This is a genomic window from Streptomyces sp. TRD_SC_5 (assembly GCF_056836825.1).
In genome coordinates this window covers 552,456-579,118 of the sequence record NZ_JBWZZS010000001.1, presented here as the reverse complement: position 1 = coordinate 579,118, position 26,663 = coordinate 552,456, and the positions used below count along the sequence as shown (strand labels likewise).

At 70.7% G+C, this 26,663-nt stretch carries 30 protein-coding genes and 1 pseudogene; 18 read left to right on the top strand and 13 right to left on the bottom strand.

All coding sequences use genetic code 11. From position 1 onward, the window contains the following. Positions 1–10 precede the first annotated feature (10 nt). Positions 11–1,186, top strand: coding sequence for an inositol-3-phosphate synthase (locus AC1P0E_RS02740; RefSeq protein ID WP_482740539.1), 1,176 nt, complete (start codon positions 11–13; stop codon positions 1,184–1,186). On the opposite strand, the gene AC1P0E_RS02735 is transcribed toward AC1P0E_RS02740, so the two are convergent. Continuing rightward, the gene (locus tag AC1P0E_RS02735; RefSeq protein ID WP_482740538.1) at positions 1,092–1,919 is read right to left on the bottom strand and encodes an AfsR/SARP family transcriptional regulator; all 828 of its coding nucleotides are present in this window, start codon (positions 1,917–1,919) and stop codon (positions 1,092–1,094) included. The genes AC1P0E_RS02740 and AC1P0E_RS02735 overlap by 95 nt on opposite strands. A gap of 200 nt (positions 1,920–2,119) precedes the next feature. Here AC1P0E_RS02735 and AC1P0E_RS02730 point away from each other — a divergent pair, with 200 nt between their 5' ends. The 3 genes from AC1P0E_RS02730 (at position 2,120) to AC1P0E_RS02720 (ending at position 3,895) form a co-directional block, all read left to right on the top strand. Next, on the top strand, positions 2,120–2,818 hold the full coding sequence (locus AC1P0E_RS02730; protein ID WP_482740537.1) for a DUF3105 domain-containing protein: 699 nt from the start codon (positions 2,120–2,122) through the stop codon (positions 2,816–2,818). Then, the gene (locus AC1P0E_RS02725; protein ID WP_482740536.1) at positions 2,815–3,456 is read left to right on the top strand and encodes a DUF305 domain-containing protein; all 642 of its coding nucleotides are present in this window, start codon (positions 2,815–2,817) and stop codon (positions 3,454–3,456) included. Before AC1P0E_RS02730 ends, AC1P0E_RS02725 begins: the two co-directional genes overlap by 4 nt. Positions 3,457–3,541: 85 nt before the next feature. Continuing rightward, a complete protein-coding gene (locus tag AC1P0E_RS02720; protein WP_482740535.1) occupies positions 3,542–3,895 on the top strand; it encodes an ArsR/SmtB family transcription factor in 354 nt (117 codons plus the stop codon). A gap of 38 nt (positions 3,896–3,933) precedes the next feature. Here AC1P0E_RS02720 and AC1P0E_RS02715 read toward each other — a convergent pair whose 3' ends face one another. Next, a complete protein-coding gene (locus tag AC1P0E_RS02715; protein ID WP_482740534.1) occupies positions 3,934–5,295 on the bottom strand; it encodes an FAD-dependent oxidoreductase in 1,362 nt (453 codons plus the stop codon). 193 nt (positions 5,296–5,488) lie between these two features. On the opposite strand from AC1P0E_RS02715, the gene AC1P0E_RS02710 reads away from it, so the two are divergent. Further along, a complete protein-coding gene (locus AC1P0E_RS02710) occupies positions 5,489–5,971 on the top strand; it encodes a DUF6214 family protein (RefSeq protein WP_482740533.1) in 483 nt (160 codons plus the stop codon). 17 nt (positions 5,972–5,988) lie between these two features. Here AC1P0E_RS02710 and AC1P0E_RS02705 read toward each other — a convergent pair whose 3' ends face one another. Further along, positions 5,989–6,660, bottom strand: coding sequence for a DUF305 domain-containing protein (locus AC1P0E_RS02705; protein ID WP_482745632.1), 672 nt, complete (start codon positions 6,658–6,660; stop codon positions 5,989–5,991). Positions 6,661–6,843: 183 nt separating this feature from the next. Here AC1P0E_RS02705 and AC1P0E_RS02700 point away from each other — a divergent pair, with 183 nt between their 5' ends. Continuing rightward, positions 6,844–8,331 (top strand): LVIVD repeat-containing protein, encoded by a 1,488-nt coding sequence (locus AC1P0E_RS02700; protein ID WP_482740532.1) that lies wholly within the window; start codon positions 6,844–6,846, stop codon positions 8,329–8,331. On the opposite strand, the gene AC1P0E_RS02695 is transcribed toward AC1P0E_RS02700, so the two are convergent. From AC1P0E_RS02695 to AC1P0E_RS02670, 6 genes and pseudogenes are all read right to left on the bottom strand, one after another. Further along, complete coding sequence (locus tag AC1P0E_RS02695; RefSeq protein ID WP_482740531.1) at positions 8,319–8,960, bottom strand: TetR/AcrR family transcriptional regulator; 642 nt, start codon at positions 8,958–8,960, stop codon at positions 8,319–8,321. The genes AC1P0E_RS02700 and AC1P0E_RS02695 overlap by 13 nt on opposite strands. A 159-nt stretch (positions 8,961–9,119) precedes the next feature. Beyond that, a pseudogene (locus AC1P0E_RS02690) lies at positions 9,120–9,816 on the bottom strand (HAD family hydrolase). Further along, complete coding sequence (locus tag AC1P0E_RS02685; protein WP_482740530.1) at positions 9,813–10,499, bottom strand: phosphatase PAP2 family protein; 687 nt, start codon at positions 10,497–10,499, stop codon at positions 9,813–9,815. Before AC1P0E_RS02685 ends, AC1P0E_RS02690 begins: the two are co-directional and overlap by 4 nt. Positions 10,500–10,559: 60 nt before the next feature. After that, a complete protein-coding gene (locus AC1P0E_RS02680; RefSeq protein WP_482740529.1) occupies positions 10,560–11,495 on the bottom strand; it encodes a M56 family metallopeptidase in 936 nt (311 codons plus the stop codon). A gap of 83 nt (positions 11,496–11,578) precedes the next feature. Continuing rightward, complete coding sequence (locus tag AC1P0E_RS02675) at positions 11,579–12,163, bottom strand: DUF5134 domain-containing protein (RefSeq protein ID WP_482740528.1); 585 nt, start codon at positions 12,161–12,163, stop codon at positions 11,579–11,581. 105 nt (positions 12,164–12,268) lie between these two features. After that, complete coding sequence (locus AC1P0E_RS02670; RefSeq protein ID WP_482740527.1) at positions 12,269–12,655, bottom strand: VOC family protein; 387 nt, start codon at positions 12,653–12,655, stop codon at positions 12,269–12,271. 72 nt (positions 12,656–12,727) lie between these two features. On the opposite strand from AC1P0E_RS02670, the gene AC1P0E_RS02665 reads away from it, so the two are divergent. Then, positions 12,728–13,279, top strand: coding sequence for a GNAT family N-acetyltransferase (locus AC1P0E_RS02665; RefSeq protein ID WP_482740526.1), 552 nt, complete (start codon positions 12,728–12,730; stop codon positions 13,277–13,279). A 132-nt stretch (positions 13,280–13,411) separates the two neighbouring features. Here AC1P0E_RS02665 and AC1P0E_RS02660 read toward each other — a convergent pair whose 3' ends face one another. The 3 genes from AC1P0E_RS02660 to AC1P0E_RS02650 form a co-directional block, all read right to left on the bottom strand. Next, positions 13,412–14,095 carry a glycerophosphodiester phosphodiesterase gene (locus tag AC1P0E_RS02660; protein WP_482740525.1) on the bottom strand — a complete coding sequence of 228 codons (684 nt, stop codon included), beginning with the start codon at positions 14,093–14,095 and terminating at the stop codon, positions 13,412–13,414. A 38-nt stretch (positions 14,096–14,133) separates the two neighbouring features. Continuing rightward, complete coding sequence (locus AC1P0E_RS02655) at positions 14,134–14,259, bottom strand: hypothetical protein (RefSeq protein WP_482740524.1); 126 nt, start codon at positions 14,257–14,259, stop codon at positions 14,134–14,136. 102 nt (positions 14,260–14,361) lie between these two features. After that, on the bottom strand, positions 14,362–14,985 hold the full coding sequence (locus tag AC1P0E_RS02650; protein WP_482740523.1) for a PadR family transcriptional regulator: 624 nt from the start codon (positions 14,983–14,985) through the stop codon (positions 14,362–14,364). A gap of 65 nt (positions 14,986–15,050) precedes the next feature. On the opposite strand from AC1P0E_RS02650, the gene AC1P0E_RS02645 reads away from it, so the two are divergent. The 6 genes from AC1P0E_RS02645 (at position 15,051) to AC1P0E_RS02620 (ending at position 21,217) form a co-directional block, all read left to right on the top strand. Continuing rightward, positions 15,051–16,178 carry an LLM class flavin-dependent oxidoreductase gene (locus tag AC1P0E_RS02645; protein WP_482740522.1) on the top strand — a complete coding sequence of 376 codons (1,128 nt, stop codon included), beginning with the start codon at positions 15,051–15,053 and terminating at the stop codon, positions 16,176–16,178. Beyond that, positions 16,175–17,176, top strand: a complete 1,002-nt coding sequence (locus AC1P0E_RS02640; protein WP_482740521.1) for an alpha/beta hydrolase — start codon at positions 16,175–16,177, stop codon at positions 17,174–17,176. Before AC1P0E_RS02645 ends, AC1P0E_RS02640 begins: the two co-directional genes overlap by 4 nt. A gap of 81 nt (positions 17,177–17,257) precedes the next feature. Next, a complete protein-coding gene (locus AC1P0E_RS02635) occupies positions 17,258–18,655 on the top strand; it encodes a DUF6421 family protein (RefSeq protein ID WP_482740520.1) in 1,398 nt (465 codons plus the stop codon). A gap of 26 nt (positions 18,656–18,681) precedes the next feature. Further along, the gene (locus tag AC1P0E_RS02630; RefSeq protein WP_482740519.1) at positions 18,682–19,449 is read left to right on the top strand and encodes an SDR family NAD(P)-dependent oxidoreductase; all 768 of its coding nucleotides are present in this window, start codon (positions 18,682–18,684) and stop codon (positions 19,447–19,449) included. Continuing rightward, complete coding sequence (locus AC1P0E_RS02625; protein ID WP_482745631.1) at positions 19,446–20,531, top strand: threonine aldolase family protein; 1,086 nt, start codon at positions 19,446–19,448, stop codon at positions 20,529–20,531. Before AC1P0E_RS02630 ends, AC1P0E_RS02625 begins: the two co-directional genes overlap by 4 nt. An 86-nt stretch (positions 20,532–20,617) precedes the next feature. Continuing rightward, on the top strand, positions 20,618–21,217 hold the full coding sequence (locus AC1P0E_RS02620) for a transglutaminase domain-containing protein (RefSeq protein ID WP_482740518.1): 600 nt from the start codon (positions 20,618–20,620) through the stop codon (positions 21,215–21,217). Between the two features lie 6 nt (positions 21,218–21,223). Here the strand turns inward: AC1P0E_RS02620 and AC1P0E_RS02615 are convergent, their stop codons facing one another. Then, positions 21,224–21,946 (bottom strand): lysophospholipid acyltransferase family protein, encoded by a 723-nt coding sequence (locus tag AC1P0E_RS02615; protein ID WP_482740517.1) that lies wholly within the window; start codon positions 21,944–21,946, stop codon positions 21,224–21,226. A gap of 228 nt (positions 21,947–22,174) precedes the next feature. On the opposite strand from AC1P0E_RS02615, the gene AC1P0E_RS02610 reads away from it, so the two are divergent. The 5 genes from AC1P0E_RS02610 (at position 22,175) to AC1P0E_RS02590 (ending at position 26,603) form a co-directional block, all read left to right on the top strand. Beyond that, on the top strand, positions 22,175–22,501 hold the full coding sequence (locus tag AC1P0E_RS02610) for a thioredoxin family protein (protein WP_482740516.1): 327 nt from the start codon (positions 22,175–22,177) through the stop codon (positions 22,499–22,501). Positions 22,502–22,599: 98 nt separating this feature from the next. Further along, positions 22,600–23,127, top strand: a complete 528-nt coding sequence (locus tag AC1P0E_RS02605; protein ID WP_482740515.1) for a flavin reductase family protein — start codon at positions 22,600–22,602, stop codon at positions 23,125–23,127. A gap of 200 nt (positions 23,128–23,327) precedes the next feature. Next, on the top strand, positions 23,328–24,113 hold the full coding sequence (locus tag AC1P0E_RS02600; protein WP_482740514.1) for an electron transfer flavoprotein subunit beta/FixA family protein: 786 nt from the start codon (positions 23,328–23,330) through the stop codon (positions 24,111–24,113). 59 nt (positions 24,114–24,172) lie between these two features. After that, the gene (locus AC1P0E_RS02595) at positions 24,173–25,147 is read left to right on the top strand and encodes an electron transfer flavoprotein subunit alpha/FixB family protein (protein ID WP_482740513.1); all 975 of its coding nucleotides are present in this window, start codon (positions 24,173–24,175) and stop codon (positions 25,145–25,147) included. Positions 25,148–25,310: 163 nt separating this feature from the next. Further along, entirely contained in the window at positions 25,311–26,603 is a 1,293-nt protein-coding gene (locus AC1P0E_RS02590) for a DUF6986 family protein (protein WP_482740512.1), read from the top strand. The last annotated feature ends 60 nt before the right edge of the window (positions 26,604–26,663 follow it).

The window sequence follows — 26,663 nt, the reverse complement described above, 5'->3', positions numbered from 1 at the left end:
GGCAGTATCCATGCGTACGGGAATATGGCTGGTGGGCGGCCGCGGTTCGGTGGCGGCGAGCGTCGTCGTGGGCGCGGCGGGTCTACGGGCCGGCGCCGTCGCGCCGGTCGGCGTCGTCAGCGAACTCGCCCCCTTCGCGGGGCTGCCGCTGCCCGCCTTCGACGAGCTGGTCTTCGGCGGGCACGATCCGGCGCCCATCGGTCTCGTCAAGCGCGCCGAACAGCTCGCGGCCGACGGGGTCGTGCCGCGCGGCCTGCCGGAGCTGGTCCGCGAAGACCTGCGCGCCGCCGATGCCGAGATCAGACCCGGTGTACGGACCGGCGCCGGCGGTTGGCCGCCCGGCTCCTCCCTGGACGCGGTGGTCGACGCCCTCGCCGCCGACATCGCCGGGTTCAGGCGGCGGACGGGCGTGGCCGGCGTGGTGGTCGTGAACGTCGCTTCCACCGAGGCACCCACGCGGCCGCTTCCCGCGCACGATTCCTGGGAGCTGCTCAGCCGCGAACTGCGCCGCGCGGACGGGGAGTCCGTACTGCCGGACAGTTCGCTGTACGCGTGTGCCGCGTTCCGCGCGGGCTGCCCGTTCGTGGATTTCACCCCCTCGGCCGGCGCCCGGCTGCCCGCCCTGGACGAGCTGGCCCGCGCGAGCGGCCTCCCGTACGCGGGCAGCGACGGCAAGACCGGCGAGACCCTGGTCAAGTCCGTACTCGCGCCGATGTTCGCGAGGCGGGCACTGAAGGTGCACAGCTGGTCCGGTACGAACCTGCTGGGCGGCGGTGACGGCGCGACGCTCGCCGACCCGCACCGGGCCGACGCGAAGATCCGCTCCAAGGACCGGATCCTCCAGGAGCACCTCGGTCACCCGGTCCAGGGAGGCGTGCACATCCACGACGTTCCCGAGCTGGGGGAGTGGAAGACCGCTTGGGACCACATCACCTTCGAGGGCTTCCTCGGGGCGCGCATGACGATGCAGTTCGTCTGGCAGGGCTGCGACTCCGCACTGGCCGCGCCGCTCGTGCTGGACCTCGCCCGGTTCATGGCGCTCGCGCACCACGCCGGCGTCAGCGGGCCCGTACCGGAGCTGGGCTTCTTCTTCAAGGACCCGGTGGGCTCCGACGAGCACGCCCTGGACCGGCAGTTCGAGCAGCTGGTGGCCTGGACGGACCGGCTGCGCGGGACGACGGCGTGAGCGCGAGGCCGCCGCTGAGGACGGCCCGGTGCGTAGCGGCCAGTACCGGACCGGGGTCGAGTCCCAGCTCGTCGGCGAGCATCCGACGGCCCTCCTGGTACACGGCGAGGGCCTCCGCCTGCCGTTCGCAGCGGTACAGCGCGGTCATCCACTGGGCGCGCAGCCGTTCGCGCAACGGGTAGCGCGCCACCAGGCCGGTGAGCTCCGCGACCAGCTGAAGGTGTTCGCCCAGGGCCAGTTCGGCCTCGATGCGGCTCTCCAGGGCGGCCATGCGCGCCTCGTCCAGCTGCGGCGTCTCGGCGGCGTGCAGATACTCGGTCACGCCGCCGAGCGTGGGCCCGCGCCACAGGGCGAGGGCCGAGGCCAGCAGGCCCGCGGCCTTGTCGGGCCGCCCCTCGCGCAGCTCGCTGTGGCCGGCGCGCGACAGCCGTTCGAACTCGTCGGCGTCCAAGCGCCCGTCGCCGATCCGCAGGCGGTAACCGGCCGGTTCGCGGACCACCGCGGCCGAGGGCCCGAGCCGCTTGCGAAGCCGCGAGACATAGGTGTGGATCTGTGCGCTCACCGTGGCAGGGGGCCGTTGACCCCACATCAGTGAGGTGAGCCGGTCGTCCGGCAGGACGTCTCCCCGGGCCAGCAGCAGCGCGGCCAGCAGGGTTCGCTGCTTGCGCCCCTCGATGACGATCTCCCGGCCGGCGGAACAGACGCGCAGCGGGCCAAGTATGCCGAATTCCACTCGTATTCCCCACCGTTGGCGGACAGGCACAGCGCTCGCACCCTAGATCGCCCGCTGTCCCGGTTGCGTGTGACACCCGCCCCGACCGTGTCCCGGGAACGGTCCGGGACCACGGACCCGGGAACCCGGGACACGGGCCGCTCTAGCCTGGGCCTGTCGGCCGACGCGGTACGCCGTATCCGGTATCCGGGGGGTATCCCATGTCTGAGGATCAACGGCGGTCCACGGCCTCGCGGGCCGCACGTGAGGACGAGTCCCGGCGCGCCAGACTCGCCGAGCTGCGCAGCGAGGACGCCCGCAAGGCGCGGCTCAGGAGCCGCCTGAAGATCGCCGCCACCCTGTTGGCGGCCGTCGTCGTGGTCGGCGGAGCCGGCGCCGCCCTGGTCTCCACGGCTTCCGGCGGCTCCCCGGACGACGGCACCCGGACCTCGGGCATCGACCCGGACAAGGTCAACGTACGGGGCGAGAAGCTCTACGAGGACCTGGACCGTGGGCACGTCACGGGCGGCGTCGACTATTCCGCAGGACCGACGCCCCCGGTGGGCGGACGCCACGACCCCACCTGGCAGAACGCCAACGGCGACGTCTACACCGAGCCGCTGAAGAACGAGCACGCGGTGCACGCTCTCGAGCACGGCGCGGTCTGGGTGACGTACTCGGGGAGCGCACCGGCGAAGGACGTGGCGGCGCTGCGGTCGAAGGTAGAGGGCGTTCCGTACCGGATGATGAGCCCGGTGGCCGGCCAGGACAGCCCCGTCAAGCTGACGGCCTGGGGCCATCAGCTCTCCGTCGAATCCCCGGCCGACCCCCGCGTGGACGCCTTCTTCGACGCGTACGTGCAAGGACCTCAGGCGCCGGAGCCGGGAGCCCCGGTCACCGGGGGCAGGGCCGAACCGTGAGCGCCACGCCGTCCCGGCGCACCAGGGTGCTCCTTGCCGTCGCGGCCGCTGTCGTGCTCGCCCTGCTCGCCGCCGCGCTGCTCGGCTCCGGCAGGTCCGCCGCCGGCACTACTGCCGCCGCCGCCCCAGCCGACGGCTCGGCCGCGGTCGGCTTCTCCCGTGACATGTCGATACATCATCAACAGGCCGTCGAGATGTCGTTCCTGGTCCTCAGGAGCGGTACTTCGCCGTCGGTACGGACCCTGGCGTACGACATCGCCAACACCCAGGCCGGCCAGCGCGGCATGATGCTCGGCTGGCTCTCCCTCTGGGGCCGCACGGCCACCTCCGGCCGTCCCCCCATGGCCTGGATGAACATGCCGCCGCCCAGTGCGCGGGAGCGCCGGCAGGGCGTCCTGATGCCGGGGATGGCCGGCCGCGGCGACATGGCGGCGCTGGGCGAGGCCGAGGGGAAGCGGGCCGACGTGCTGTTCCTGAGGCTGATGACCGAGCACCACCGCGGGGGCGTGCACATGGCTCGCGGCGTACTGGGCAAGGGTGCCCCGGTCGCCGTCGAACGGCTGGCCCGGGCCATGGCCGACGGGCAGCAGGCGGAGATCGAACTCATGGAGTCCCTCCTGAGGGACCCCGACGGCTGAGCCCGCCCGGGACCGCGAAACCGGCTCCCCGAAACTACGAAGAGCGTCGTACAATGAGGTCTCCCATACGAACTGGAGCCCCGCCGTGACCACCGCCACGAGCACGCGTGAACTCGCGCATCCCACGCGCGACGAAATCCGACTCGAAGGGGTGCTTCACGCGCTCTCCGACCCGATGCGCCTGCTGATCGTCCGAGAGATGGCGGTGGCCGACTCCGAGCTGGCCTGCTCGTACTTCACTCTTCCCATCACCAAGTCCACGACCACCCACCACTTCCGGGTGCTGCGCGAGAGCGGTGTCATCCGCCAGGCCTACCGGGGTACGGCCAAGCTCAACGGGCTGCGCCGCGAGGACCTGGACGCGCTCTTCCCCGGCCTCATCGAGCGCGTACTGGAAGCGGCGGCCCTGGAGGCGGACCGGCTCGGCACCGACGGCTGACGAGCCGCGGGAGAACTCCCCGGCTCGCCCGCCGCCCGTCAGTCGCTGCTGTGCGCCGCGCCCAGCAGTCCCGCCCAGTCGTGGAGCTTCACCGACCGACGGCCCAGCGAGACGCCCAGTGCCGCCTCCGCCGCCTCGATCGCGCGCCAGTCGTTCCACACCACCGGGCGGACGCCCGACTCCCGCAGCGCGGCGAGCGGGTCGTCCACGAGCGGGCGCTCGGCGAGCGCCGGCGCGTCCGCGAGGAGCGAGGCCACCGTCTCCTTGGCGCACGGCCGGTTGGTGCCGATGACGCCGGTCGGACCCCGCTTGATCCAGCCCGCCACGTACTCGCCCGGCGACGGCGCTCCGTCCCGCAGCACACGTCCTGCGGCGTGCGGCACCGTCCCGTTCCCCGGGTCGAACGGCAGCCCGGGCAACGGCGCCCCCCGGTAGCCGACCGACCGCAGCACCAGCTGGGCTTCGATGTCCTCGTACGTTCCCGTGCCGCGTACGCCGCCGCTGCCGTCGGGCACCGTGCGCTCGAAGCGCACCCCGGCCGCCCGCCCGTTCTCCTCCAGCACTTCCACCGGCCGCAGGAAGAACCGCAGGTGGATGCGGCGCGCCCGCTCCCCGCCGCCACCGGCCGCCCAGGCCCGCAGCACTTCCACATTGCGCCGGTTCACGGCGGGCAGGGCCACGGCGGCGGCCGACTCGGGACCGGCGTACGCCGGATCCAGGCCGAGCTCCTCGGGCCGTACGACCACCCCCGCGTCCGTCAGTGTGCCCAGCTCCCGCAGCTCCTTGGTCGTGAACTTCGCCTGTGAAGGGCCGCGCCGGCCCACCATGTGCACGTCGCGCACCCGGCTGTCCGCCAGCACGTCGAGCGCCGGCTGCGGCACATCGGTGGCCAGCAGCTCATGCGCGCCGCGCGCCAGGATGCGGGCCACGTCCACCGCCACATTGCCCACGCCGATGACGACGGCAGAACGCGCGCCGAGCGCGAAGCCGTTGGCGGACGCGTCCGGATGCGCGCTGTACCAGGAGACGAAGTCGGTGGCCGAGCAGCTTCCGGGCAGGTCCTCGCCGGAAATGCCGAGCCTGCGGTCGGTCGCGGCCCCGACGCAGTACACCACCGCGTGGTAGAGCTCCAGCAGCCGTTCTGGGGTGAGCCCGGCCGCGCCCACCTCGGCATGGCCGACGAAGGTGATCCGCTCGTGCTCGAGAACGGCGCGCAGACTGCCCTGGAGGGATTTGATCTTCTCGTGGTCCGGTGCGACGCCGTAGCGCACCAGTCCGTACGGACAGGGCAGCCGGTCCAGTACGTGCACGTGCACGTCGGGCACCGCCTCCTGCTGCACCAGGGCCTGCGCGGCGTAGACCCCGCTCGGGCCTGAACCGATGACTGCGACTCGAAGCACGGCGGGGGCTCCTTCCCGCAAGGGCCTCCAGCATGGCACCGATCGGCGGCCCGGGGGAGATGCGCTGAGGGAGTGCCTTACGGCATACACGCGTGCGCGCCGTGGCGGGCCCCGCGCGGGGCGGGGTTACGTTTCCACCGTGCTGGAAAGTACCTTTTTTAACGTTAACAACCATTATGAACCGAATGGGGCGGTGCCGGTACGCCCCTCCTGGTTCAATGTCCGGCTCACCTTCGCCGACGGCGCCAGGATCGACGTACTGGCCGCGATGTCCGCGGAGCGGATCACCGTCGAGGAGGTGCGCGCGGATCTGCCGCTCGACGGTTTCACGGCGGCCGCCGAATGGGTCGAAGGGCCGCTGGGGGGTGGTTGCCGGGTGGTCGCCGCGCCTCCGCGTACGACCGTCGACGCGAAGCCCGAGCCGATGCCGGAGCCGAAGACCGAGCGGGAGTCCGGGCCGAAGCCGCCGCCCGTCGGGCGCGCCCGCCCGTCCTGGCCCGGCGGCAGGTCGGGGCGGCGGATCGCGGCACAGGCGTACCGGGCCGCCCAGCAGGCGGGGCAGGACCCGGTGCTCGCGGTGATGAGCGCGACGGGCCGCAGCCGGCGCAGATCGCTGAGGCTGATCGCGAGCGCGCGCGACGAGGGCCATCTGTCCCCCCGCCACAACCGCCGTTAGACGCCCCGCCGCAGCCGTCACATGTCGCGCATCCTGCCGATCTCGGCGCTCTGCTGCGCGAGTACGTCGGTCGCCATCTCCTCGACCTGGACGTTGTTCCCCTGCGCGAGCACCTCGGTCGCCATGTCGACCGCGCCCTCGTGGTGAATGATCATCAGCTTCAGGAAGAGCTCGTCGAAGCCCTTGCCCTCGGCCTCGCGCAACTTCGCGAGCTGCTGTTCGGTGGCCATCCCGGGCATCGCGGCGTGGTCGTGGCCGCCCTTGTGCTTCTTGCCGCCGTTGGTGTCCAGCCAGCCCCGCATCGCGTCGATCTCGGGGCGCTGGGCCGCGGTGATCCGCTCGGCGAGGCGCTTGACCTGCGTCGACCGGGCCCGCTTCGGGGCGAGTTCCGTCATCTCCAGCGCCTGGGCGTGATGCTCGATCATCATGCGCGCGTAGCCGAAGTCCGCCCCGTTGGGAGAGCCGTCGGGCAGCGCCTTCGCCGCCTCCTCGGCCGACATGGTCTTGGCGGGCTCACCGGGCCGGCCCGGCGCGACCACCGAAGGCCCCGCGGCCGCCTTCGACTTCGGCGCGTCCCCGCCGCCCGCGTCGCACGCGCCGAGACCCAGTACGGCCGCCGTGGCCACCGCGAGCGCGGCGGCCGTGCGCGCGATGTCGGGTCTGCGGGCGCACGTGGGCTTGAGGCGGATCAACACGGCGACCTCCTGGGGCACATGGGGTGATTGGTGTCTGTTCTTAGCATGCTTCCGCACACCGGTGATCAGAAACTTTCATTACGTCTTCGTTGCCATCTGTTGAGATGTGCATGCAAACGACGATACTGCCGGGGTGTATGAACCGTTCAACTGTGAACGGATACAAGGGAGGACGCAGTGACCTCGTTGCACATCACCCGCGTGCGGCGCAGACGCCTGGGCGTGGCAACCGCCGCGGCAGGGCTCATCGCCACGCTGCTGACGGCCGGCCCCGCGGCGGCGACCCCTGATCCAGGGGACGCGCCCGCGAAGAAGAAGAGCCTGACCACATCGCAGCAGGCCGAAGCCAGGGCCGCCATTGAGAGCGGCGAGATACCCGGCGTGGACGAGATCGTCCACAGCAAGAACATCGAGCACCTCGTGAACGTCCCCAAGGACGCCATCACGGGCACCAACTCGGACCTGGCCTTCCAGGGCAAGTACGCCTTCTCCGGCAACTACGACGGCTTCCGGATCTTCGACATCAGCAACCCGAAGGCCCCGAAGACGGTCTCCCAGGTGCTGTGTCCCGGTGCGCAGAACGACATTTCCGTCTCCGGAGACCTGCTCTTCCTCTCCACGGACTCCTCGCGCAACGACAACTCGTGCACGAGCACCTCGCAGCCCGCGACGGAGAAGTCCTCGTGGGAGGGCATGAAGATCTTCGACATCAGCGACAAGAGCAACCCGCAGTACGTCGCCGCTGTCGAGACCGCGTGCGGCTCGCACACGCACACCCTGGTGCCCGAGCGCCGCAACATCTACGTCTACGTCTCGTCGTACTCGCCGAGCGACACGTTCCCGGACTGCAAGCCGCCGCACGACGGCATCTCCATCATCAAGGTGCCGCGCGGCGCCCCGGAGAAGTCCGCGATCGTCGACTTCCCGGTGCTCTTCCCGGACGGCGGAAACCCGGGCGCGCCCACCAACCCGGGCGTCTCCAAGACGACCGGCTGCCACGACATCACCGTGCTGCCCTCGAAGGACCTGGCCGCCGGTGCCTGCATGGGTGACGGCATCATCTTCGACATCGAGGACCCGGAGAAGCCGCGGGTCATCGACCGCGTCCAGGACAACGTCAACTTCGCGTTCTGGCACTCGGCGACCTTCAACCAGAAGGCCGACAAGGTCGTCTTCACCGACGAGCTCGGCGGCGGCGTCGGCGCCACCTGCAACGAGGCCACCGGCCCGAACCGCGGCGCCGACGGCATCTACGACATCAAGGGCAAGGGCGACAAGCGCAAGCTGGTCTTCCGGAGCTACTTCAAGATCGACCGCCACCAGGCCGCCACCGAGAACTGTGTCGCCCACAACGGCTCGCTGATCCCGGTCAAGGGCAAGGACATCATGGTCCAGGCCTGGTACCAGGGCGGCGTCTCCGTCTGGGACTTCACCGACTCGGCGAAGCCGAAGGAGATCGCCTTCTTCGAGCGCGGTCCCGTCAGCGCGACCACCTCGGTCACCGCCGGCTCCTGGTCGGCGTACTACTACAACGGCTACATCTACTCGAACGACATGGCGAAGGGCTTCGACGTACTGAAGCTCAACGACAAGCGCACCGACGGCGCCAAGAAGGTCAGGATGCACGAGCTCAACGTGCAGACCCAGCCCGACTACCGCCGCTGATCCACGGCACGCGCGCGTGTGCCGCCGGGCGGTTCTCCGTCCGGCGGTACGCCGAGCTCCCAGGCCAGCCCGTAGCGCTGGAACAACTCGGCCCGCAGGCTGGGGAGCGGCATCGGCGCTCCCGGCAGCACTAGGGCGAACACCGCGCCCATCAGCAGCGCGCGCAGCAGCGGATAGTCGGCGTCCACATCCGGCGATCCGTAGCGCACGACGGCGCCCCGCAGCAGCTCAGCCAGCCGCTGCTGTTCGGGACACTGCACGAAGCCCTCCGCCTGGAGGATGCCCGCCATATGGGTGCGCATGAGCACCGGGTGCTCGCAGGCGAGACCCAGTACGGCGTCGATCGCGCGGGCCAGCAGTTCCCTGCCGTCGTCGGTGCGCGGCTCGCGCTCCAGGGCCGATTCGAGCGTCCGGTGCATCAACCGGTGAACGGCCGACTGCAGCAACTGCCTTTTGCCGGGGAAGTAGTACGAGACCAGCCCGCGAGCCGATCCGGCCCGGTCAGCGATGTCGCCGAGTGTCGTCGCCTCGTAGCCGCGCTCCCCGACGAGGTCCACGGTGGCCTGCAACAGCCGTTCCCGGGAACGGCGACGCAATTCTTCGTTGACCGATGCGCTGCGCGGGGACATGCTGTAACTCCTGCGTTGACTGGCCCGTAGCCAATATACTCAGTGGTCCCACGTCAGGCGCCTTGGCGGGCCTGCCCTGTGGTGCTTGCCGTCCGTATCCGGCGGCGCGGGGGACCGCCGGATACGGACGTTTTCGCATGCCGGTCGGCTGCCGTTTTCTCAGCCCAGGAGCCCCAGCACCGGGCGCAGCCCGGCGGGCCGCTCGTCGGCCGGCAGATGCTCCACAAAGTGCACCGCGCACCCCAGTTCCGCCGCGCCGCCGTCCGCACGCCGGTCGTCGCCGACCATCAGGATGTCGCGCGGATCGTGCCCGAGCGCCTCACAGGCGGCCCGGAAGAGCCTCGGATCCGGCTTCTGGATGCCGTGCTCGTACGACAGGACGTATGCGTCCACCCACGTGTCGAGGCCGTGAGCCCGCAAGACCGGCCGCAGGTCCCACCCGATGTTGCTGACCACGGCGACGCCGACGCCCCGCCGCCGCAGTTCACCGAGCACCTCGGCGGCATCGGCGTACGGGCGCCAGGCGGCCGGCGTCATATGGCGGTCGTACAGAGCGTCGTACAGGCGCGCGTCGGGGAGTGCGACCTGACGGGCGAGACCCGTGTACGCGGCGCGGTGCCGCTCCGCGCTCACGTCGCGAGTCGCCCACAGCTCGGCCAGCTCCCGCGGCACCCGCCGCGGAGCGGCGGGTGCCGGGCAGCGCGCCCGCCTCCTCCAACTCCCTTGCGTACCGTGCGAAGTCGTCCGGCGGTACGGACAGTCCCTGGTCGTCGAGAACGGCGCGCAGCCACACCTCGGTCGGTTCGATCCTGAGCAGTGTGCCGGAGAAGTCGAAGAGCGCGCCCTTGACCGTCATGCGGATGATCCTTCCCGGGAAGCGACCAGGCGACCGTACGCCACCGCCGAAAGCGCCACTACGGCCGCTCCCAGCAGCCAGCCGCCCACCACGTCGGACACCCAGTGCACCCCGAGATACAGGCGCGTGACGCCGACGCCGATCCAGGACACGGTCCCGACGACCAGTACGGCGGCCCGCAGCCGGGGGTCCGCGCAGCGCAGCCGGAGCAGCCACACCAGCAGTCCGCAGGTGACCATCGCCGTCATCGCATGGCCGGACGGCCAGGCCGAGAAGTGCGCGGAGTCGACCGGATCCGGCCACTCGGGACGTTCACGGCCGACCGCTCCCTTGAGGATCTGCTGTACGAGGGTCGAGAGCGCACTGGTGGCGGCGATCCACAGCGCCAGCAGCCGTTCCCCCTGACGGAGCAGCCATACGAAGACAACGGCCACCAGCGCACGCATCGTCCACGGGTCCCACACCCAGTCGGACAGGATCCGGTTGGTGTGGGTAATGGTGGGGTGGCCGACCGCCGAGTCGTGCAGCGCGTCCCCGACCGAACGGTCGAACGACATCAGGGGGCGCCACTCGGCCACGACGAGCAGCAGAAGGACCGCGGACAGAGCCGTGAAGACGATTGCCGCGAGTACGGGCGCGGGAAGTGCGGGGCGGGACGGGGGAGCGAGCTGGGAAGAGCGCATGGAAAGATCCTCGCCCACGGCAGGCGCCCGGGGCCATCCCCCCTTGGTTACCGCACGGAACTACCCCAGCGCCCTGAGCCCCGGCACGAACGCGACGAGCAGCGGCACGGCGGGAACGAGCGAGGCCGCGGCCGTCAGCCGCAGCCGGCGGCCCGCGGTGAGCCGTGGCGCCGCCGCCAGCAACCGGTCGACGCGCCGGGGCAGTTCGGCGTGCGGTGTGGGGCAGGGGCCGAACACGCCGCGGTCCTCGTTGAGTTCGACCAGCGCGAGAGCGATCGTCAGCCGGCCGAAGCGCCGTGAGGCCACATCGTCGGCGGCCAGCTCCACCAGCCGGTGCATCTCGTCACGGAACGCCGCGAACACCGGAATCTGCGGGAAGCCGATCGCGAGAGCGGACGCGCAGTGCAGCAGCCAGTCGTGCCTGGCCCGTACGTGTCCCTGCTCATGGGCGAGCACCGCGTCGAGCTGGTGCCCCTTCAGCCGTCGCAACGCGGCCGTGGTGATGACCAGTCGGGGCGTGGCGCCCGGAAGCCACCACGCGTCGAGGCGCTCGCCCTCGAGTACGACGAGCCGGTCGCTGCCGGGCTCCTCTCCGGGCAGCAGCGGCGCGCGTACGAGCAGTTCCGCGCGCCGCTGCCCGCGACGTACGTACGTCCTGCGGATCTCGCGGGTCAGCATCGCCGCCGTCCACGCACCGCCGCACGCCAGCAGCACCGCGATGACCGCGGACCAAGGCCCGTACGCGGCAAGGGCGTACGCCTCCATCACGCCGTGCGGGGCGGACGCGAAAACGTGGCCCCGTACGGCCTGCCAGGCGGCGGCCGCGCTGAACGTCATCGAAAGACCGAAGCACAGCAGCACGCCGGCCACCACGCACTGCCACACCCACAGCGCCACCACGGGTTCGCGCTCCCGCCAGTCGGCGCGCGACATCAGTCGCGGGGCCGCGACGGCGGCGACGACACCGAGCAGCAGAAGTGCGAAGGAGACCGTCATGCGGCCAGCCTATGAGCGCGACCCTACTCCCGGGTATGGCCGAGGCGCTCAAGTGACGCAGGACACGGTTTCGCAGTGTCGTGTCACAAAGTGAGCAGCATCGCGATCATGCCGATGCTCATGGTGACCCGGCAGGCGAGCGCCAGCTCGGGCCGTGCGCCCCAGGCGACCGCCCCACCGGCGGCCCCCGCCGCCCCTGCGGCCACCGGCATCAGCCTCGTCCCCGACCGCAGTACGTACGCGGCGTAGTACACCAGCAGCCCGCCGGTCAGCAGCGGAATCCCGCCCGCCGCGTACCCGGCCGCATGTCCCGTGTGCGATGCGGAAGCAGCGCCGCCCGGCGCCATGACCAAGGCCATGTAGACCATGGCCACAGATCCCACCGCGTGGTGCGCGTGGTGGGTGTGAACCGCGCTTTCACGCGCTTGCCACAGCGCCCGCAGTGCGGCCCCGCCGAATACGGCGGCGTACAGCATCCATCCCCACGCCGGCGGCGCGAGCACCGCTGCGGGCACGGCCATCGCCGCCATCCCGAATCCCATCAGAGCCTCGCCCGCCGCCCCCTCGCGGTGCTCCCCCCTGCCGCTGCGCAGCCGCAGCAGGCAGTACGCGCCGGTCGCGGCGCACAGCGCCACGAGCAGCCAGCCGGACATCGTCTGTCCGTGCACGGCGTACCTCCCCGATCGACGGTGTCGTCCCGGTCGATGCCCGCTCCTGCGGCGTCGTACGCGAGCGCACGGGGGTGCACGGGGGTGCACGGGGGCACGGCCGGGTCAGGGGCGGTAGCGCAGCGGATGGTCCGTGGGCACCTCGACGACCGCGATGCGCACGCCGTCGGGATCGGCGATCCACATCTCGATCAGCCCCCACGGCTCCTTGACGGGCGGACGCAGCACCTCGACGCCGTGGGCCGACAGTTCGTCGTACGCCGCGGCCGCGTCCGCGACCTGGAGCCACAGCTGGAGGCCGGGGGAGGGCGGGGTGTCGGAGCGGCCGGAGACCTCAAGGAAGCCGCCGCCCAGGAAGTACACCGTCCCGCGTTCCGGGCCCGTGCCGAACTCCCGGTACACGGCGAGCCCCAGGGCCTCGCCGTAGAACGCGCGGGAACGCTCGGGATCCGTGGGGCGCAGAAGGGTCCTGCTGCTCAGTACATGCACCATGCATCCGGACCTTAGCGCGCGTTAGGCTCGGGGCGCCCGATCCCACGACGTACAGATCCGGAGAGCGCCCTCATGGAGACCACCCCACGCCCGGCCGCCGCTGAGCTCACCTTCCGCGAGGCGACGCAGGCCGATGCGGACGCGCTTGTCGCGCTCATCGAGTCGGCGTACCGGGGGGACGCGAGCCGTGCGGGCTGGACCACGGAGGCGGACATCCTCGAAGGGCAGCGGACCGATCCCGAGGGCGTTCTCGACGTGATCAAGTCGCCGGACAGCCGGCTGCTCACGGTGGAGCGGGACGGCGTACTGGTCGCCTGCTGCCAGCTCGAACACCGGGGGGAGGCCGCGTACTTCGGAATGTTCGCGGTCCGTCCGGAGATGCAGGGAGCGGGGCTCGGGAAGGTGATCATCGCTGAGGCGGAGCGTGTGGTGCGGGAGGTGTGGGGCGCGCGTGAGATGCACATGACGGTGATCTCGGTGCGGGAGGATCTCATCGCCTGGTACGAGCGGCGCGGCTACCGTCGTACGGGGCGGATGACTCCGTTCCCGTACGGCGACGAGCGCTTCGGCGTGCCGCAGCGCGACGACTTGGAATTCGAGCTGCTGGTGAAGGGGCTGGGGTAGGCGGGACGGCGCCTACGGCGGTGGGGAGCGAGGCGGCGCCGACGGCGGGCCCCGCTCAGCGGCCCATCCAGCCCCTCCGGCGTCGAGGAGCGGGGTCCTGGGCGGGGCCCCGGTTCGCAAGCAGGTGCGCGCCTACGCGGTGAAGCGGCCCGTGCGGCGGATCTCCGGGTAGTCCGTCGTCGCACCGTCCAGCTCCAGCGCCCGCACCAGCCGCAGGTGGTCCTGCGTGTTCACCACCCAGCCGATCACCCGCAGACCCGCCGCGTGCGCGCGTTCCACCGTCTCCAGGGTCAGCCTGCGGATGTTCAGCGCCAGCGTCGCCGCACCCACCGCCTTCGCGCGATCCACCACATCGTCGCCGTAACGGCCGGCGATCAGCACCGTCCGTACACCGGGGACCAGCGACGCGATCTCGGCGACCGCCTCGTCGTGGAACGACGACACCTCCACGCGGCCCGCCAGATCACGCCGGTGCATCACCTCCGCGAGCGCCCGCGCCGCCGCCGCGTCCTTGATCTCCGCCTGGAGCGGTGACTTCACCGCGTCGAGGACCTCCTCGAAGAGCGGGACGCGCTCGCCCTGTCCGGCGTCGAGTCCCCGCAGTTCCGCGAGGGTCAGGTCGGCGATCGCGCCCCGGCCGTCCGTCGTACGGTCCACCTCGGCGTCGTGCATGACCACGAGCGCGCCGTCCTTGCTCAGGTGCAGGTCGAGCTCGATGGCGTCCATGCCGGCCTGCTCGGCACGGACGAAGGAACGGAGGGTGTTCTCCGGCTCGACACCCATGACCCCGCGATGACCAATGGTGAGAAAACTCAAGGCAATCTCGCTTCCGTCGACGGCGGCTCCTTGGCAGCCTAACGGCCCGCTTCCGTGAGGGAACCCGTCTCGCGCGGGGAAGCGGAGTGCTCCGCTCGGGCGCCGGCGATTCCGAGGACAAGACCGGTGATCAGGGCGGCGACAAGGACAGCACGGGTGCTCACGGGGTACGGCTCCAAAGAACAGGCGAGAGGACGGAGGAGGGCCCCCGAGCACAGAGGCTCCCCTCCGTCCTACCGCCGCCGGGCGGCGATCCGCGACCCGCGTCACTCGTGCGTGGGCGCGCCCGCAGAGCGTTGACGCGGCGCCGCGGCGCTCAGCCGGTCCAGATCGGCCAGCATCGCCTCCGCCAGCTCCAGCTCGGCCAGATGCTGCCGCTCGCTCCAGCGCAGCGCCACCTGTGGGTGCGCCCACTCCGCGACTCCCTCGGCGTGGGCCAGAGCGTCCCGTACGTCCTTCAAGTCGCCTCTCGTGCGGGCGATATGGTCCGCCACGCGCGCGTGCAGGCGTTGCGGGTCCGCCAGATGCCCCAGCCAGACACGCAGCACCAGAGGGTGCTTGAGAACGGGCGGGCCCGCGTCCCGGGAACCGTCCGCCCAGTCGGCGAGCGCCGCCCGGCCGGTTCCCGTGATCGCGTACCGGCGCTTCGCGCGGGGCTCCTCCGGGCCCGAGCGCCGGGAGGCCGCGTAGCCGAGGGATTCGAGCCGGCGCAGCTCCGCGTAGATCTGGCTGATCGCGGGGGCCCAGTAGAAGAAACGCAGTGAGGCGTCCGCCCACTTCTTCAGCTCGTAACCCGTTCGCTCGCCCGGGAAGGAGAGCAGGCCGAGCACCGCCCAGGCGGTCGGCGGCAGTTCGGGCTCTTGCTTCTTTTCTGTCTGACGACTAGTCATATGACTGATTGAAGTAAGAGCAGCCCCATGGACGCAACCCTCTGGACGCACCCCTTGGAGGCACCGTGAAGTTTTCCGTCATCTTCGAGGCCCAGCTGGCCGACCCCACCGTCGAACGCGAGCATCAGGTCATCCGCGACAGCGTCGAGCAGGCGGTGCTCGCCGAGCGGATGGGGTTCGACCGGATCTGGGCCGTCGAGCACCATTCCCTCAAGTGGTACGCGCACATGTCCGCCCCGGAGATCTTCCTGACCTGGGTCGCCGCGAAGACCACGACCATCCGCATCGGTCACGGCGTCGTCTGCATGCCGTTCAACTTCAACCACCCCGCCCGAGTCGCCGAGCGCGCGGCGATGCTCGACCTCCTCTCCGGCGGGCGGCTCGACCTGGGGGCCGGGCGAGGCGGCACCGAGCAGGAGACCTCGCTGTGCGGCGTCGACAGGGACCGTACGACGCAGGAGGTGGAGGAGGCTCTGCGGATCATCGGCAAGGCGTGGCAGGAGGACGAGCTCGAGTACCACGGCGAGCTGATCGACATCGCTCCGCACCCGATCCTGCCCCGCCCCCGGCAGACGCCCCACCCCCCGCTCTTCCTTGCGTGCAGCCGCACCGAGACCCTGGCCCAGGCCGCCGAACTCGGCGTCGGGGCCCTGGTGATGGGTTTCGCCGGACCCGAGTCGATCGCTCGGATGCGCGCGGCGTACGACGCCGCGCTCGCCGCCCGCACCATGGACCGCCTCGTCTCGACCGTCGTCAACGACCACTTCTCGGTGCTCTGCCCGACGATCGTGCTCGACGACCGCGAGGAGGCCCGGCGCACAGGCACCCGTGGCCAGCGCTTCTTCGCCCAGTCCATCGGGCACTGGTACGGCGGCGCCGGCATCCCCGACGAGGCGGTCGTCGAGGGCGCCGACGAGGCGGCCGAGATGCGCAGGGCCGCCGAGCAGGTCGTCGCGCGGCTGCACGAACACGACATTCCGGTACGCCCCGCCGCCACGGCCACCTTCAACGCCGACCACGCCTACGGCACGGCCGACGACGCCATCGCCTACGTGGAACGCCTCCGCGACGCCGGCGCCGACGAGATCATGTGCCTGATCCAGATGGGCACCGTCCCGCAGGAAGCGTGCCTGGAAACGCTCAGGCAGTGGGGCGAGAAGGTCATCCCGTACTTCAAGGCGGACTCCCGATGACCGTCGATCCCGACCGCCTCGCCCCCGAGGCCAGGACCCTGGCCGACCTCATGGCCTCCGCCTTCCCGGATCTCGGCGGGTCCGTGACCGACGCCGTCGAGGCCCGGCGCGTCATCGACGCGATACCGAGGCCGCGGGTGGAGCCGCCGCGGGTGGGCTCGGTGGAGGACCGAGCCGTCCCCGGCCCCGAAGGCGCTCCGGACGTACCGGTGAGGATCTACCGGCCCGGAACGGCCGCGCGGCCGGGCCCGCGCCCGACCGTCGTCTACTTCCACGGGGGCGGCTGGGTCATCGGCGGTCCGGACAGCCACGACGTCTCCGTACGCGAGCTGTGCCGCGCTTCGGGCGCCGTGCTGGTCTCCGTCGACTACCGGCTCGCGCCGGAGGCTCCCTTCCCCGCCGCCGTCGACGACGCGTACGCCGCCCTGCTGTGGGCCGCGGGCCATGTGGCGGAACTGGGCGGCGATCCCGAGGCCCTCGTCGTGGCGGGCGACAGCGCGGGCGGCACCCTCGCCGCCGTGGTGGCGATACTCGCGAAGGAGCGCGGCGGCCCCGCCCTCGCCCTCCAGGCGCTCGTCTATCCGGCGACCGACGCCGGGCAGGACACCGGCTCCTACCGTGCGAACGCCACCGGCTATTTCATGGAGGCCGCCGCCCTGCGCTGGTTCTGGGAGCAGTACCTGGGCCCGGACGGAGACGGAGCCCACCCCTACGCCTCTCCGTTGCGGGCCGGTGACCTGTCCGGGCTGGCGCCCGCGCACATCGTCACGGCGGGCTGCGACCCGCTGTGCGACGAGGGTAGGGCGTACGCGGGGCGGCTCCGGATCGCCGGAGTCGCGGTCGCGGAGCACCATTACCCCGGGATGTTCCATGGGTTCTTCGCCTTCCCCGCGCTCCTTGGCGACGCCCGGGACGCGCTGACCGGGGTGGCAGAAGCAATGGCTCGTACGGCAAAAGGCAGGAAGAACAGCGGCGATCACGGGGGCTCGGCAGGATAATTTACTGAGGCCGGGGTTGAATGGGAGAGCGGAACACCTATACGGTGCCTTGACGCGAGTTTCTCCCGTGGAGGAAGTGACATGACGGAAATTCTTGTGCAGGACACAGTCGCCGACGGCATATCCGGTGCCCGGCGCGTGGTCGAGCACCAGGCATGGCTCGAGCTCAAGAATGCCGTGGAGGCGATCCGGCTCTGGCAGTCCGCCGACGGCTCCATCGACTTCGACGCCGAGGGCGCGCAGACGCGCGCCACGGCGGAGGCGACCGTCGACCGCGTGATCAACGCCGTCGAGGAGCTCGCGCCGCTGCTGCCGCACAACGCGGAGTACCACAGTGCCCTCGTCGCCGACCTCCGCAAGTGGGCCACCGGCGGGTTCGTCGTGCCCGACTTCCTGGACTCACTGCTCGCCTTCCAGCCCGCCCAGCGGCGCGCGGACGGCCTCCAGCACCTGGTCGTCTTCCCGATGTACACGCAGAACGGCAACCCGGACCGCAATCTGGAAGCGGTCGTACTGCGCATGGTGTGGCCCGAGTGGCTGTCGGAGCTGGAGCGAACGCGCTACGACAACCCGCTGTTCCTCGGCATCACCTTCGAGGACTTCACCCCCGGGTACGACACCCACTCCGCCGTACTCTTCCCCGAGACGATCGCCGTCCGCGAAGCCCCCGAGCGCTTCACCTGGGGCGGCATCTTCTGTGACCGCGAGGCGGCCCGCTTCCGCCGCGTCACCGAGGCCGCCGTGGACACGCTCGGCCTCGAGCTGCCGGACGACATCCGCGCGATGGTCTCCGACCAGGAGCGCTGCCAGCAGGCGTTCGTCCTGTGGGACATGGTCCACGACCGTACCCACAGCCACGGCGACCTGCCGTTCGACCCGTTCATGATCAAGCAGCGCCAGCCGTTCTGGATGTACGGCCTGGAGGAGCTGCGCTGCGACCTCACCGCCTTCAAGGAGGCCGTCAAGCTGGAGGCCGAGGGCAACGCGCACGGCCGTGACGTCCAGTACGCCGTGCTGTTCGACCGGATGTTCCGCTTCCCGGTCAGCGGCGACCGCAACCGCAACTACGACGGTCTCGGCGGCCAGCTGCTCTTCGCGTACCTGCACAAGCACGACGTGGTGCGCTGGACCGACAACACGCTGAAGATCGACTGGGAGCGGGCACCCCAGGTCACCAACCAGCTCTGCGGCGAGATCGAGGACCTCTACCGGGCCGGCATCGACCGCCCGAAGCTGGTCCACTGGTTCGCCGCGTACGACCTGGTGTCGACGTACCTCGCTCCGCACCCCGGATCCCGCTGGGCCAAGGGCCCCGACGCCCTGGACCTGTCGCTGCCGCCCCGCAAGCTCGTGGACGATGTGCTTCCGGACGAGTTTCCGCTGAGCATGTTCTATGAGGCCCTTTCCAAGAAGCTCAAGAACGTGATCGCCTCCACCAAGGGGATCACCGCCGCGAGTGCCGAGCGGGTGGCCGCGTGAGCCCTCGCGACCAGGAGGCGACGACCATGACAAGCAGCATCGGCAACGGCAACGGCGGATCACTGGAAGGCGCTGTGATCGCGGTGGCCGGAGCGGGTGGGCCGGCCGGCCGTGCCGCCCTGCTCAGGCTGGCCGAGGCGGGCGCGATCGTGGTCGGCTCCGACGCGAACGCCGCGCGCCTGGCCGAGGCCGTCGACGCCGCCCGGTACGCCCACGGGGGCGCCACCGTCACCGGTGACACCGTGGACCTCCTCGACCTCGACGCGACCCGCGAGTGGGCCGACAAGACCGAGAAGGAATTCGGCCGGATCGACGGCATGGTCCACCTCGTCGGCGGCTGGCGCGGCAGCGCGACCTTCGCCGAGACCGACCTCGCGGACTGGGACCTGCTGGAGAAGCTGCTGATCCGTACGGTCCAGCACACCTCTCTCGCCTTCCAGGCCCCGCTCCTGCGCAGCGACCGGGGCCGCTACCTGCTGATCAGCGCGGCAGGCGCCTCCAAGCCCACCGCCGGGAACGCGGCCTACTCCGCCTCCAAGGCGGCCGCCGAGGCGTGGACCCTGGCGCTCGCCGACGCGTTCCGCAAGGCGGGGGGCGAGGAGGGCCCGCGTACGGCGGCTGCCATCCTGGTCGTCAAGGCACTGGTGCACGACGCCATGCGCGCCGAGCGCCCGAACGCGAAGTTCGCGGGCTTCACGGACGTCAAGGAACTGGCCGAGGCCATCGCCGGAGTCTGGGACCAGCCCGCCAGTGAAGTGAATGGACAGCGTCTGTGGCTGACTCCCAAGCCGTGAATCCGGATCCGACCCACGCGGCGAAGACCGACGCACGCCGGCACCACGACCCGCGGGTACGCGGTTTCGCGAGCGACAACTACGCGGGCGCCCACCCCGAGGTGCTCGCCGCTCTCGCGCTGGCCAACGGGGGCCACCAGGTCGCCTACGGCGAGGACGACTACACGGACAACCTCCAGCGGATCGTCCGGAGCCACTTCGGGGGCCGGGCCGAAGCCTTCCCCGTCTTCAACGGCACCGGCGCCAACGTGGTGGCCCTCCAGGCGGTCACCGACCGCTGGGGCGCGGTCATCGCGGCCGAGACCGCGCACATCAACGTCGACGAGGGCGGCGCCCCCGAGCGGATGGGCGGCCTGAAGCTGCTGACCGTACCGACGCCGGACGGCAAGCTCACACCCGAGCTGATCGACCGGCAGGCGTACGGCTGGGAGGACGAGCACCGCGCGATGCCGCAGGTCGTCTCGATCACCCAGAACACGGAACTCGGCACGGTCTACACACCGGGCGAGATCCGGGCGATCTGCGAGCACGCGCACGCGCACGGGATGAAGGTGCACCTCGACGGGGCCCGGATATCCAACGCGGCGGCCTCGCTCGACGTACCGATGCGGACCTTCACCAACGCCGTGGGCGTGGACATCATGTCCTTCGGCGGTACGAAGAACGGCATGCTGTTCGGCGAGGCGATCGTCGTGCTCAACCCGGACGCCGTGCGCGCCATGAAGCACCTGCGCAAGCTGTCGATGCAGCTCGCGTCCAAGATGCGCTTCGTGTCGGTGCAGCTGGAAGCGATGCTCGCGCGCGACCTGTGGCTGCGCAACGCGCGCCACGCCAACGCCATGGCCCAGCGGCTCGCCGACGCCGTCCGTCAGGTGGACGGCGTCGAGATCCTCTACCCGGTGCAGGCCAACGCCGTCTTCGCGCGGCTCCCGCACGACGTCAGCGAGCGGCTGCAGAAGCACTACCGCTTCTACTTCTGGGACGAGTCCGCCGGCGACGTCCGCTGGATGTGCTCCTTCGACACCACCGAGGACGACGTGGACGGCTTCGTGCAGGCGCTCAAGGAAGAGATGGCCGGGTAGCACAGCACTCCTCAGCGTCGCATAAATATGCGGTCGACCGTAAAGTCATTGACTTGCGGTCGGCCGCGTATTTACGCTCTGCTGCTATGGAGCTGATCCAGGAAAACCCTGACCTGTCCGCCTACTTGGCCGCCGACGACGTCATGGATTACGAGCACCCGCTGGTGCGGAAGACGGCGTCCCGGCTGCGCGCCGAAGCGCCCGACGCATACGCATACGCCAAGGCCGCGTACGAATTCGTACGCGACACCATCCCGCACTCCCACGACGCGGACGACATGCGCGTCACCTGGCGCGCATCGGACGTGATCGCGCAGCGCACCGGAATCTGTTCCGCCAAGGCCCACGCTCTCGCCGCGCTCCTGCGGGCGGAGGGCATCCCGGCCGCCCTGTGCTACCAGCGGCTCGCTGACGACGACGGCTCGAACGCCGTGGTCCATGGCCTCGTGGCGCTCAGGCTTCCCGGGCGCGGCGACTGGCTGCGCCAGGACCCGAGGGGCAACAAGCCCGGAGTGGACGCGCAGTTCTCCGTGGACGGCGAGCGGCTGGCCTTCGCCGTACGCCCGGACCTCGGCGAAGTGGACTACCCGCAGCTGTACGCCGCACCGCATCCGGCCGTCCTCGGCGCTCTGCGCGCCGCTCCGGACCGGCCGTACCTCTGGCGGACCCTCCCCGTCGGACTCTGAGCCGGGTCAGCCGGCCTCGCGCACCTGCGCCGGGGTCGGCGCCGTGCCGCCGAGGTGCGCCGGGACCCACCAGGTGTCCTCGACGCTCTTCGGATGCACGGGATACGCGCGCTGAGCGGCTTCGAGCAGCTCCTGTACGCGCCCGCGCAGCCGACGCGTGATCGCGCCCGCGTACTCGTCCGTGGGCGCGTCCATCGGCTCGCCGACCCGGATCGTCACGGGGATGTGGTTGCGGCCGAAGTTGCGCGGCCTGCCCTTGGTCCAGATGCGCTGAGTACCCCACAGCGCCATCGGGATCAGCGGTACGCCGGCTTCCTGAGCCATGCGCGCCGCACCCGACTTGAAGCTCTTGAGCGTGAACGACTCGGAGATCGTGGCCTCGGGGAAGACGCCGATGATCTCGCCGGAGCGCAGCGAGTCGAGGGCGTGCGCGTACGCCGCCTCGCCGCGCTTGCGGTCCACGGGGATGTGCTTCATGCCGCGCATCAGCGGTCCGGAGATCTTGTGGCGGAAGACCGAGTCCTTCGCCATGAAGCGCACCAGACGCTTCTGCGGCAGCGCGCCGAGTCCCGAGAAGATGAAGTCCAGGTAACTGATGTGATTGCTCACCAGTACGGCGCCACCGGTACGGGGGATGTTCTCAGAACCCTGGGTGTCGATCTTCAGGTCGAGCGCCTTGAACAGGGTGAGTGCGGCACCGATGACCGGTCGATAGACGAGTTCTGCCATGTCAGGGGGGACCCTTCTGTGCCCGGGGAGGGCTCTCCCGGCGGAGGTTACGCAGCCGTAGGTTCAGCTGCGTTGGGCAGATCGTGCCCCATGAGCGGCCGAGTAGCCAGTCCTGGCGGCGTTCATGCGCGAGATTCTCGTCACGTACGGAAACATGAGGAATCGTCTGTCTGTGGCGAACGCTGGAACGAAGTGGCGGGAAAAGGCAGAGATCAACGGGAGGCGGAAATGCCGGCGCACGACGGCGGTACACGGCTGAGCGCGGCCGAACTGGGCGCGCAGCCGGGGGAGCGGGCGACACTCGTGCAGTTCTCCAGCGCGTTCTGCCAACCCTGTCGCGCGACCCGCAGAATCCTCACGGAAGTAGCGGGCATGGTCGACGGCGTCGCCCATGTGGAGATCGACGCGGAGGCACGGCTCGATCTCGTACGCGAACTCGGTATCCTCGCCACGCCCACCGTGCTCGTGCTCGACGGAAGTGGCCGGATCGTGCGCAGGGCCTCCGGGCAGCCGCGCCGGGCCGATGTCATCGCCGCGCTCGGCCACGCCGTATGACCGCCGTGACGCACGTCCCATCTCCAGGACTCCACTTGACTGCATCGGACACCTATCGCCAGTCTGACCGAGTGCCGTCAGAACTCAAGGACTCCCCCATGACGGCTTCGTCCGGTCCCGCCGCTGCGCGCCAGGCTCCGCTCCAGCCTCTCGAAGGCTCTCCCGAGTTGTTGCGTTCGGTCTTCCGGCAGCACGCCGCCGGCGTCGCGGTCGTCACCGCGCAGGGCTCACGCCCCGTCGGCTTCACCGCCACCTCGCTCAACTCCGTCGCCGCCGAGCCGCCGATGATCTCCTTCGGCGTGGGCACCGGGTCCTCCAGCTGGCCGGTGCTGGCCGAGGCCGAGCACATCGGCGTCCACATACTCGCCGAGGACCAGCGGGACCTGGCGGCCACGTTCGCGCGCAGTGGTGCCGACCGTTTCGCACCGCCCACCCGATGGCGTACGGGGCCCGAGGGCGTGCCCGTGCTCGACGGCGTACTGGCATGGCTGGTGTGCCGTGTGGTCGCGCGCGTGCCGGCGGGAGATCATCGGATCGTGCTCGGCCAGGTCGTCGCCGGAGACCCCGCGGGTCACGGCCGGCCGCTGCTCTATCACCAGGGACGCTTCAACGCGCTGAGAGACTGAGAGTTCCCCGTGGCCGCCGATTACACAGCGTTGGCAAGGTCACAGTTCAAAGCGCTTGCTTACGGGGAAAGCACTGGATGTACTGACGAGTAATATTCTGGTCGGAGCGGGTTGGCCCCGACCGGGATCCGCCCCTTCAGGCGCCTATGCTGCCTGCAACGAGGCAGTCAAGAAATAGACGATGCAGTAGGAGAGCCGGCGTGAGCTTGAGGATCGTTGTCTGTGTGAAGTACGTGCCCGACGCCACCGGCGACCGGCACTTCGCCGATGACCTGACCGTCGACCGCGACGACGTCGACGGCCTGCTGTCGGAGCTCGACGAGTACGCCGTCGAGCAGGCGCTGCAGATCGCCGACGAGGCCGACGACGCGGAGATCACCGTGCTGACCGTCGGCCCCGAGGACGCCAAGGACGCCCTGCGCAAGGCGCTGTCCATGGGCGCCGACAAGGCCGTCCACGTCGAGGACGACGACCTGCACGGCAGTGACGTCATGGCCACTTCGCTGGTGCTCGCCAAGGCCATCGAGAAGACCGGTTACGACCTGGTCATCGCCGGTATGGCGTCGACCGACGGCACCATGGGTGTCCTCCCGGCGATCCTGGCCGAGCGCCTGGGCGTCCCGCAGGTCACGCTGCTCTCCGAGGTCTCCGTCGAAGACGGTGTCGTCAAGGGCCGCCGTGACGGCGACGCCGCGAGCGAGCAGCTCGAGGCTTCCCTGCCGGCCGTCGTGTCCGTGACGGACCAGTCGGGCGAGGCCCGCTACCCGTCCTTCAAGGGCATCATGGCCGCCAAGAAGAAGCCGGTGGAGTCCCTGGACCTGGACGACCTGGAGCTCGACGCCGACGAGGTCGGCCTCGAGGGCTCCTGGACCCGGGTCGACTCCGCCACGGAGCGCCCGGCGCGCACCGCGGGCACGATCGTCAAGGACGAGGGCGAGGGCGGCAAGCAGCTCGCGGAGTTCCTCGCGGGCCAGAAGTTCATCTAGAACTCGCGCCTCCCTCAAACGCCCCCAGATTCTTCGCACTCGCAGGAGATTGAAGTCCCATGGCTGAAGTTCTCGTCTACGTCGACCACGTGGACGGCGCCGTCCGCAAGCCCACCCTCGAGCTGCTGACGCTCGCCCGCCGCATCGGCGACCCGGTCGCCGTCGCCCTCGGCAACGGCGCCGAGTCCACCGCCGCGGTGCTCGCCGAGCACGGCGCCGTCAAGGTCCTCATCGCCGACGCCCCCGAGTTCGCCGACTACCTCGTCGTACCGAAGGTCGACGCGCTCCAGGCCGCGTACGACGCGGTGTCCGCCGGGGGCTCCCCGCTCGCCGTACTCGTACCGTCCTCCGCCGAGGCCAAGGAGATCGCGGCCCGCCTCGCGGTCCGTATCGGCTCGGGCATCATCACGGACGCCGTCGACCTGGAGGCCGGCGAGGAGGGCCCGGTGGCCACGCAGGCCGTGTTCGCCGCCTCGTACACCACCAAGTCCCGTGTCTCCAAGGGCACTCCGGTCATCACCGTCAAGCCGAACTCGGCTCCGGTCGAGGCCGCCCCGGCCGCCGGCACCGTCGAGGCGCTCTCCGTCTCCTTCGGTGAGAACGCGACCGGCACCAAGGTCGTCTCGCGCACCCCCCGCGAGGCCAGCGGCCGCCCCGAGCTGACCGAGGCCGCGATCGTGGTCTCCGGCGGCCGCGGCGTCAACGGCGCCGAGAACTTCAACGTCATCGAGGCGCTCGCCGACTCGCTCGGCGCGGCTGTCGGCGCCTCGCGCGCCGCTGTGGACGCCGGCTGGTACCCGCACTCCAACCAGGTCGGCCAGACCGGCAAGTCGGTCTCCCCGCAGCTGTACATCGCGTCCGGCATCTCCGGCGCGATCCAGCACCGGGCCGGCATGCAGACCTCGAAGACGATCGTCGCGATCAACAAGGACGCCGAGGCTCCGATCTTCGACCTCGTCGACTACGGCGTGGTCGGCGACCTCTTCGCGGTCGTCCCGCAGCTGACCGACGAGGTCAACGCGCGCAAGGGCTGACCTGCGCAGCAATGACAGGCAGTCTTGGGTCCGGGGCCGTGTGGTGATCTTCACCGCGCGGCCCCGGCCGCTTTCCGGACACCATTGACGCAGGTCACGACCGGCCGTTAACTTCACCATGCGGATTGTTGATTCCGTGAAGCGGAAAACTGGAGGGTTGGTAATGGGTCAGCAGGAGAAGGTGGCGACAAGCCTCGCGGGCGCGGTCAGCGAGGGGATCAGCGCCTCCCTCGTACCGGTCGACGAGGAGCTTGCCCGCCGTTACCCAGGAGACCCTGGCACCCGCCAGCCCGTACACACCGTCTACGTGCCCGGTGACCTCTTCGCCGCCGACACCGTCCGCTCCTGGGGCGACCAGGCGCTGGCGGCGCTCGACGAGCACGCCCCGGACGCCAAGTCCTTCGCCTCGGTCCTCGGCCTCGCCGACGAGCTCGCGGAGGACGTGTACGGCCGGGTGCGCGCCAAGCTGGAGCGCGAGCCGATCGAGGACCTGCGGGTCGACTTCGAGGACGGTTACACCGGCAAGGACGAGGACGCCGACGCCGCCCGCGCCGCGCGGCTGATCACGCAGGCGTACGGGAACGGCACGGCCGCCCCGTACATGGGCATCCGCATGAAGTGCATGGAGGCCGCCGTACGCGACCGTGGCATCCGCACCACGGACATCTTCCTGACCGGCCTCATGGAGCAGGGCGGTCTGCCCGACGACCTGGTGCTGACCCTGCCCAAGGTCACCTACCCCGAGCAGGTCACGGCGTTCGTCCGGCTGCTCGAAGCGTTCGAGAAGGCGCGCGGCCTGGACGCCGGGCGGATCGGCTTCGAGATCCAGATCGAGACCAGCCAGTCCATCGTCGGCGCCGACGGCACCGCCACCGTCGCCCGGATGATCGACGCCGCCGAGGGCCGCGCCACCGGACTGCACTACGGCACCTTCGACTACAGCGCCTGCCTCGGCGTCTCCGCCGCCTACCAGGCCAGCGACCACCCGGCCGCCGACCACGCCAAGGCGGTCATGCAGGTCGCCGCCGCAGGCACGGGCGTACGGGTCTCGGACGGCTCCACCAACGTCCTGCCGGTCGGTACGACGCAGAACGTGCACGACGCCTGGCGGCTGCACTACGGCCTCACCCGCCGCGCCCTGGCCCGCGCCTACTACCAGGGCTGGGACATGCACCCGGGCCACCTGCCGACCCGTTACGCCGCCGTCTTCGCCTTCTACCGCGAGGGCTTCGAACAGGCCGCGGCCCGCCTCGCCGCCTACGCCAACCAGGCGGCCGGCGGCGACATCGCGGACGAGCCCGCCAGCGCCAAGGCGCTCGCCTCCTACCTGCTGCGCGGCATCGACTGCGGCGCCCTCGACACCGCCGAGGTCGCCCGGCTCACCGGCCTGACCCGCGCGGACCTCGACGGCTTCGCGTCGCCGCGCCGCGGAGACCTGACGGCAACGGCCAAGTAGGGTCCGGCGCTGTCACCGCTGCCCCGTACTCTGTACCCGATCTCAGTCGGAACAGCGGAA

What these genes read in the sequence shown, in the direction of transcription:
- AC1P0E_RS02590 (WP_482740512.1), top strand. Translation starts at nt 25,311, where the DNA reads ATGGGTCAGCAGGAGAAGGTGGCGACAAGCCTCGCGGGCGCGGTCAGC.
- AC1P0E_RS02640 (WP_482740521.1), top strand. Translation starts at nt 16,175, where the DNA reads ATGACCGTCGATCCCGACCGCCTCGCCCCCGAGGCCAGGACCCTGGCC.
- AC1P0E_RS02595 (WP_482740513.1), top strand. Translation starts at nt 24,173, where the DNA reads ATGGCTGAAGTTCTCGTCTACGTCGACCACGTGGACGGCGCCGTCCGC.
- AC1P0E_RS02650 (WP_482740523.1), bottom strand. Translation starts at nt 14,985, where the DNA reads ATGACTAGTCGTCAGACAGAAAAGAAGCAAGAGCCCGAACTGCCGCCG.
- AC1P0E_RS02615 (WP_482740517.1), bottom strand. Translation starts at nt 21,946, where the DNA reads ATGGCAGAACTCGTCTATCGACCGGTCATCGGTGCCGCACTCACCCTG.
- AC1P0E_RS02635 (WP_482740520.1), top strand. Translation starts at nt 17,258, where the DNA reads ATGACGGAAATTCTTGTGCAGGACACAGTCGCCGACGGCATATCCGGT.
- AC1P0E_RS02665 (WP_482740526.1), top strand. Translation starts at nt 12,728, where the DNA reads ATGGAGACCACCCCACGCCCGGCCGCCGCTGAGCTCACCTTCCGCGAG.
- AC1P0E_RS02620 (WP_482740518.1), top strand. Translation starts at nt 20,618, where the DNA reads ATGGAGCTGATCCAGGAAAACCCTGACCTGTCCGCCTACTTGGCCGCC.
- AC1P0E_RS02610 (WP_482740516.1), top strand. Translation starts at nt 22,175, where the DNA reads ATGCCGGCGCACGACGGCGGTACACGGCTGAGCGCGGCCGAACTGGGC.
- AC1P0E_RS02685 (WP_482740530.1), bottom strand. Translation starts at nt 10,499, where the DNA reads ATGCGCTCTTCCCAGCTCGCTCCCCCGTCCCGCCCCGCACTTCCCGCG.
- AC1P0E_RS02630 (WP_482740519.1), top strand. Translation starts at nt 18,682, where the DNA reads ATGACAAGCAGCATCGGCAACGGCAACGGCGGATCACTGGAAGGCGCT.
- AC1P0E_RS02605 (WP_482740515.1), top strand. Translation starts at nt 22,600, where the DNA reads ATGACGGCTTCGTCCGGTCCCGCCGCTGCGCGCCAGGCTCCGCTCCAG.
- AC1P0E_RS02730 (WP_482740537.1), top strand. Translation starts at nt 2,120, where the DNA reads ATGTCTGAGGATCAACGGCGGTCCACGGCCTCGCGGGCCGCACGTGAG.
- AC1P0E_RS02680 (WP_482740529.1), bottom strand. Translation starts at nt 11,495, where the DNA reads ATGACGGTCTCCTTCGCACTTCTGCTGCTCGGTGTCGTCGCCGCCGTC.
- AC1P0E_RS02695 (WP_482740531.1), bottom strand. Translation starts at nt 8,960, where the DNA reads ATGTCCCCGCGCAGCGCATCGGTCAACGAAGAATTGCGTCGCCGTTCC.
- AC1P0E_RS02740 (WP_482740539.1), top strand. Translation starts at nt 11, where the DNA reads ATGCGTACGGGAATATGGCTGGTGGGCGGCCGCGGTTCGGTGGCGGCG.
- AC1P0E_RS02670 (WP_482740527.1), bottom strand. Translation starts at nt 12,655, where the DNA reads ATGGTGCATGTACTGAGCAGCAGGACCCTTCTGCGCCCCACGGATCCC.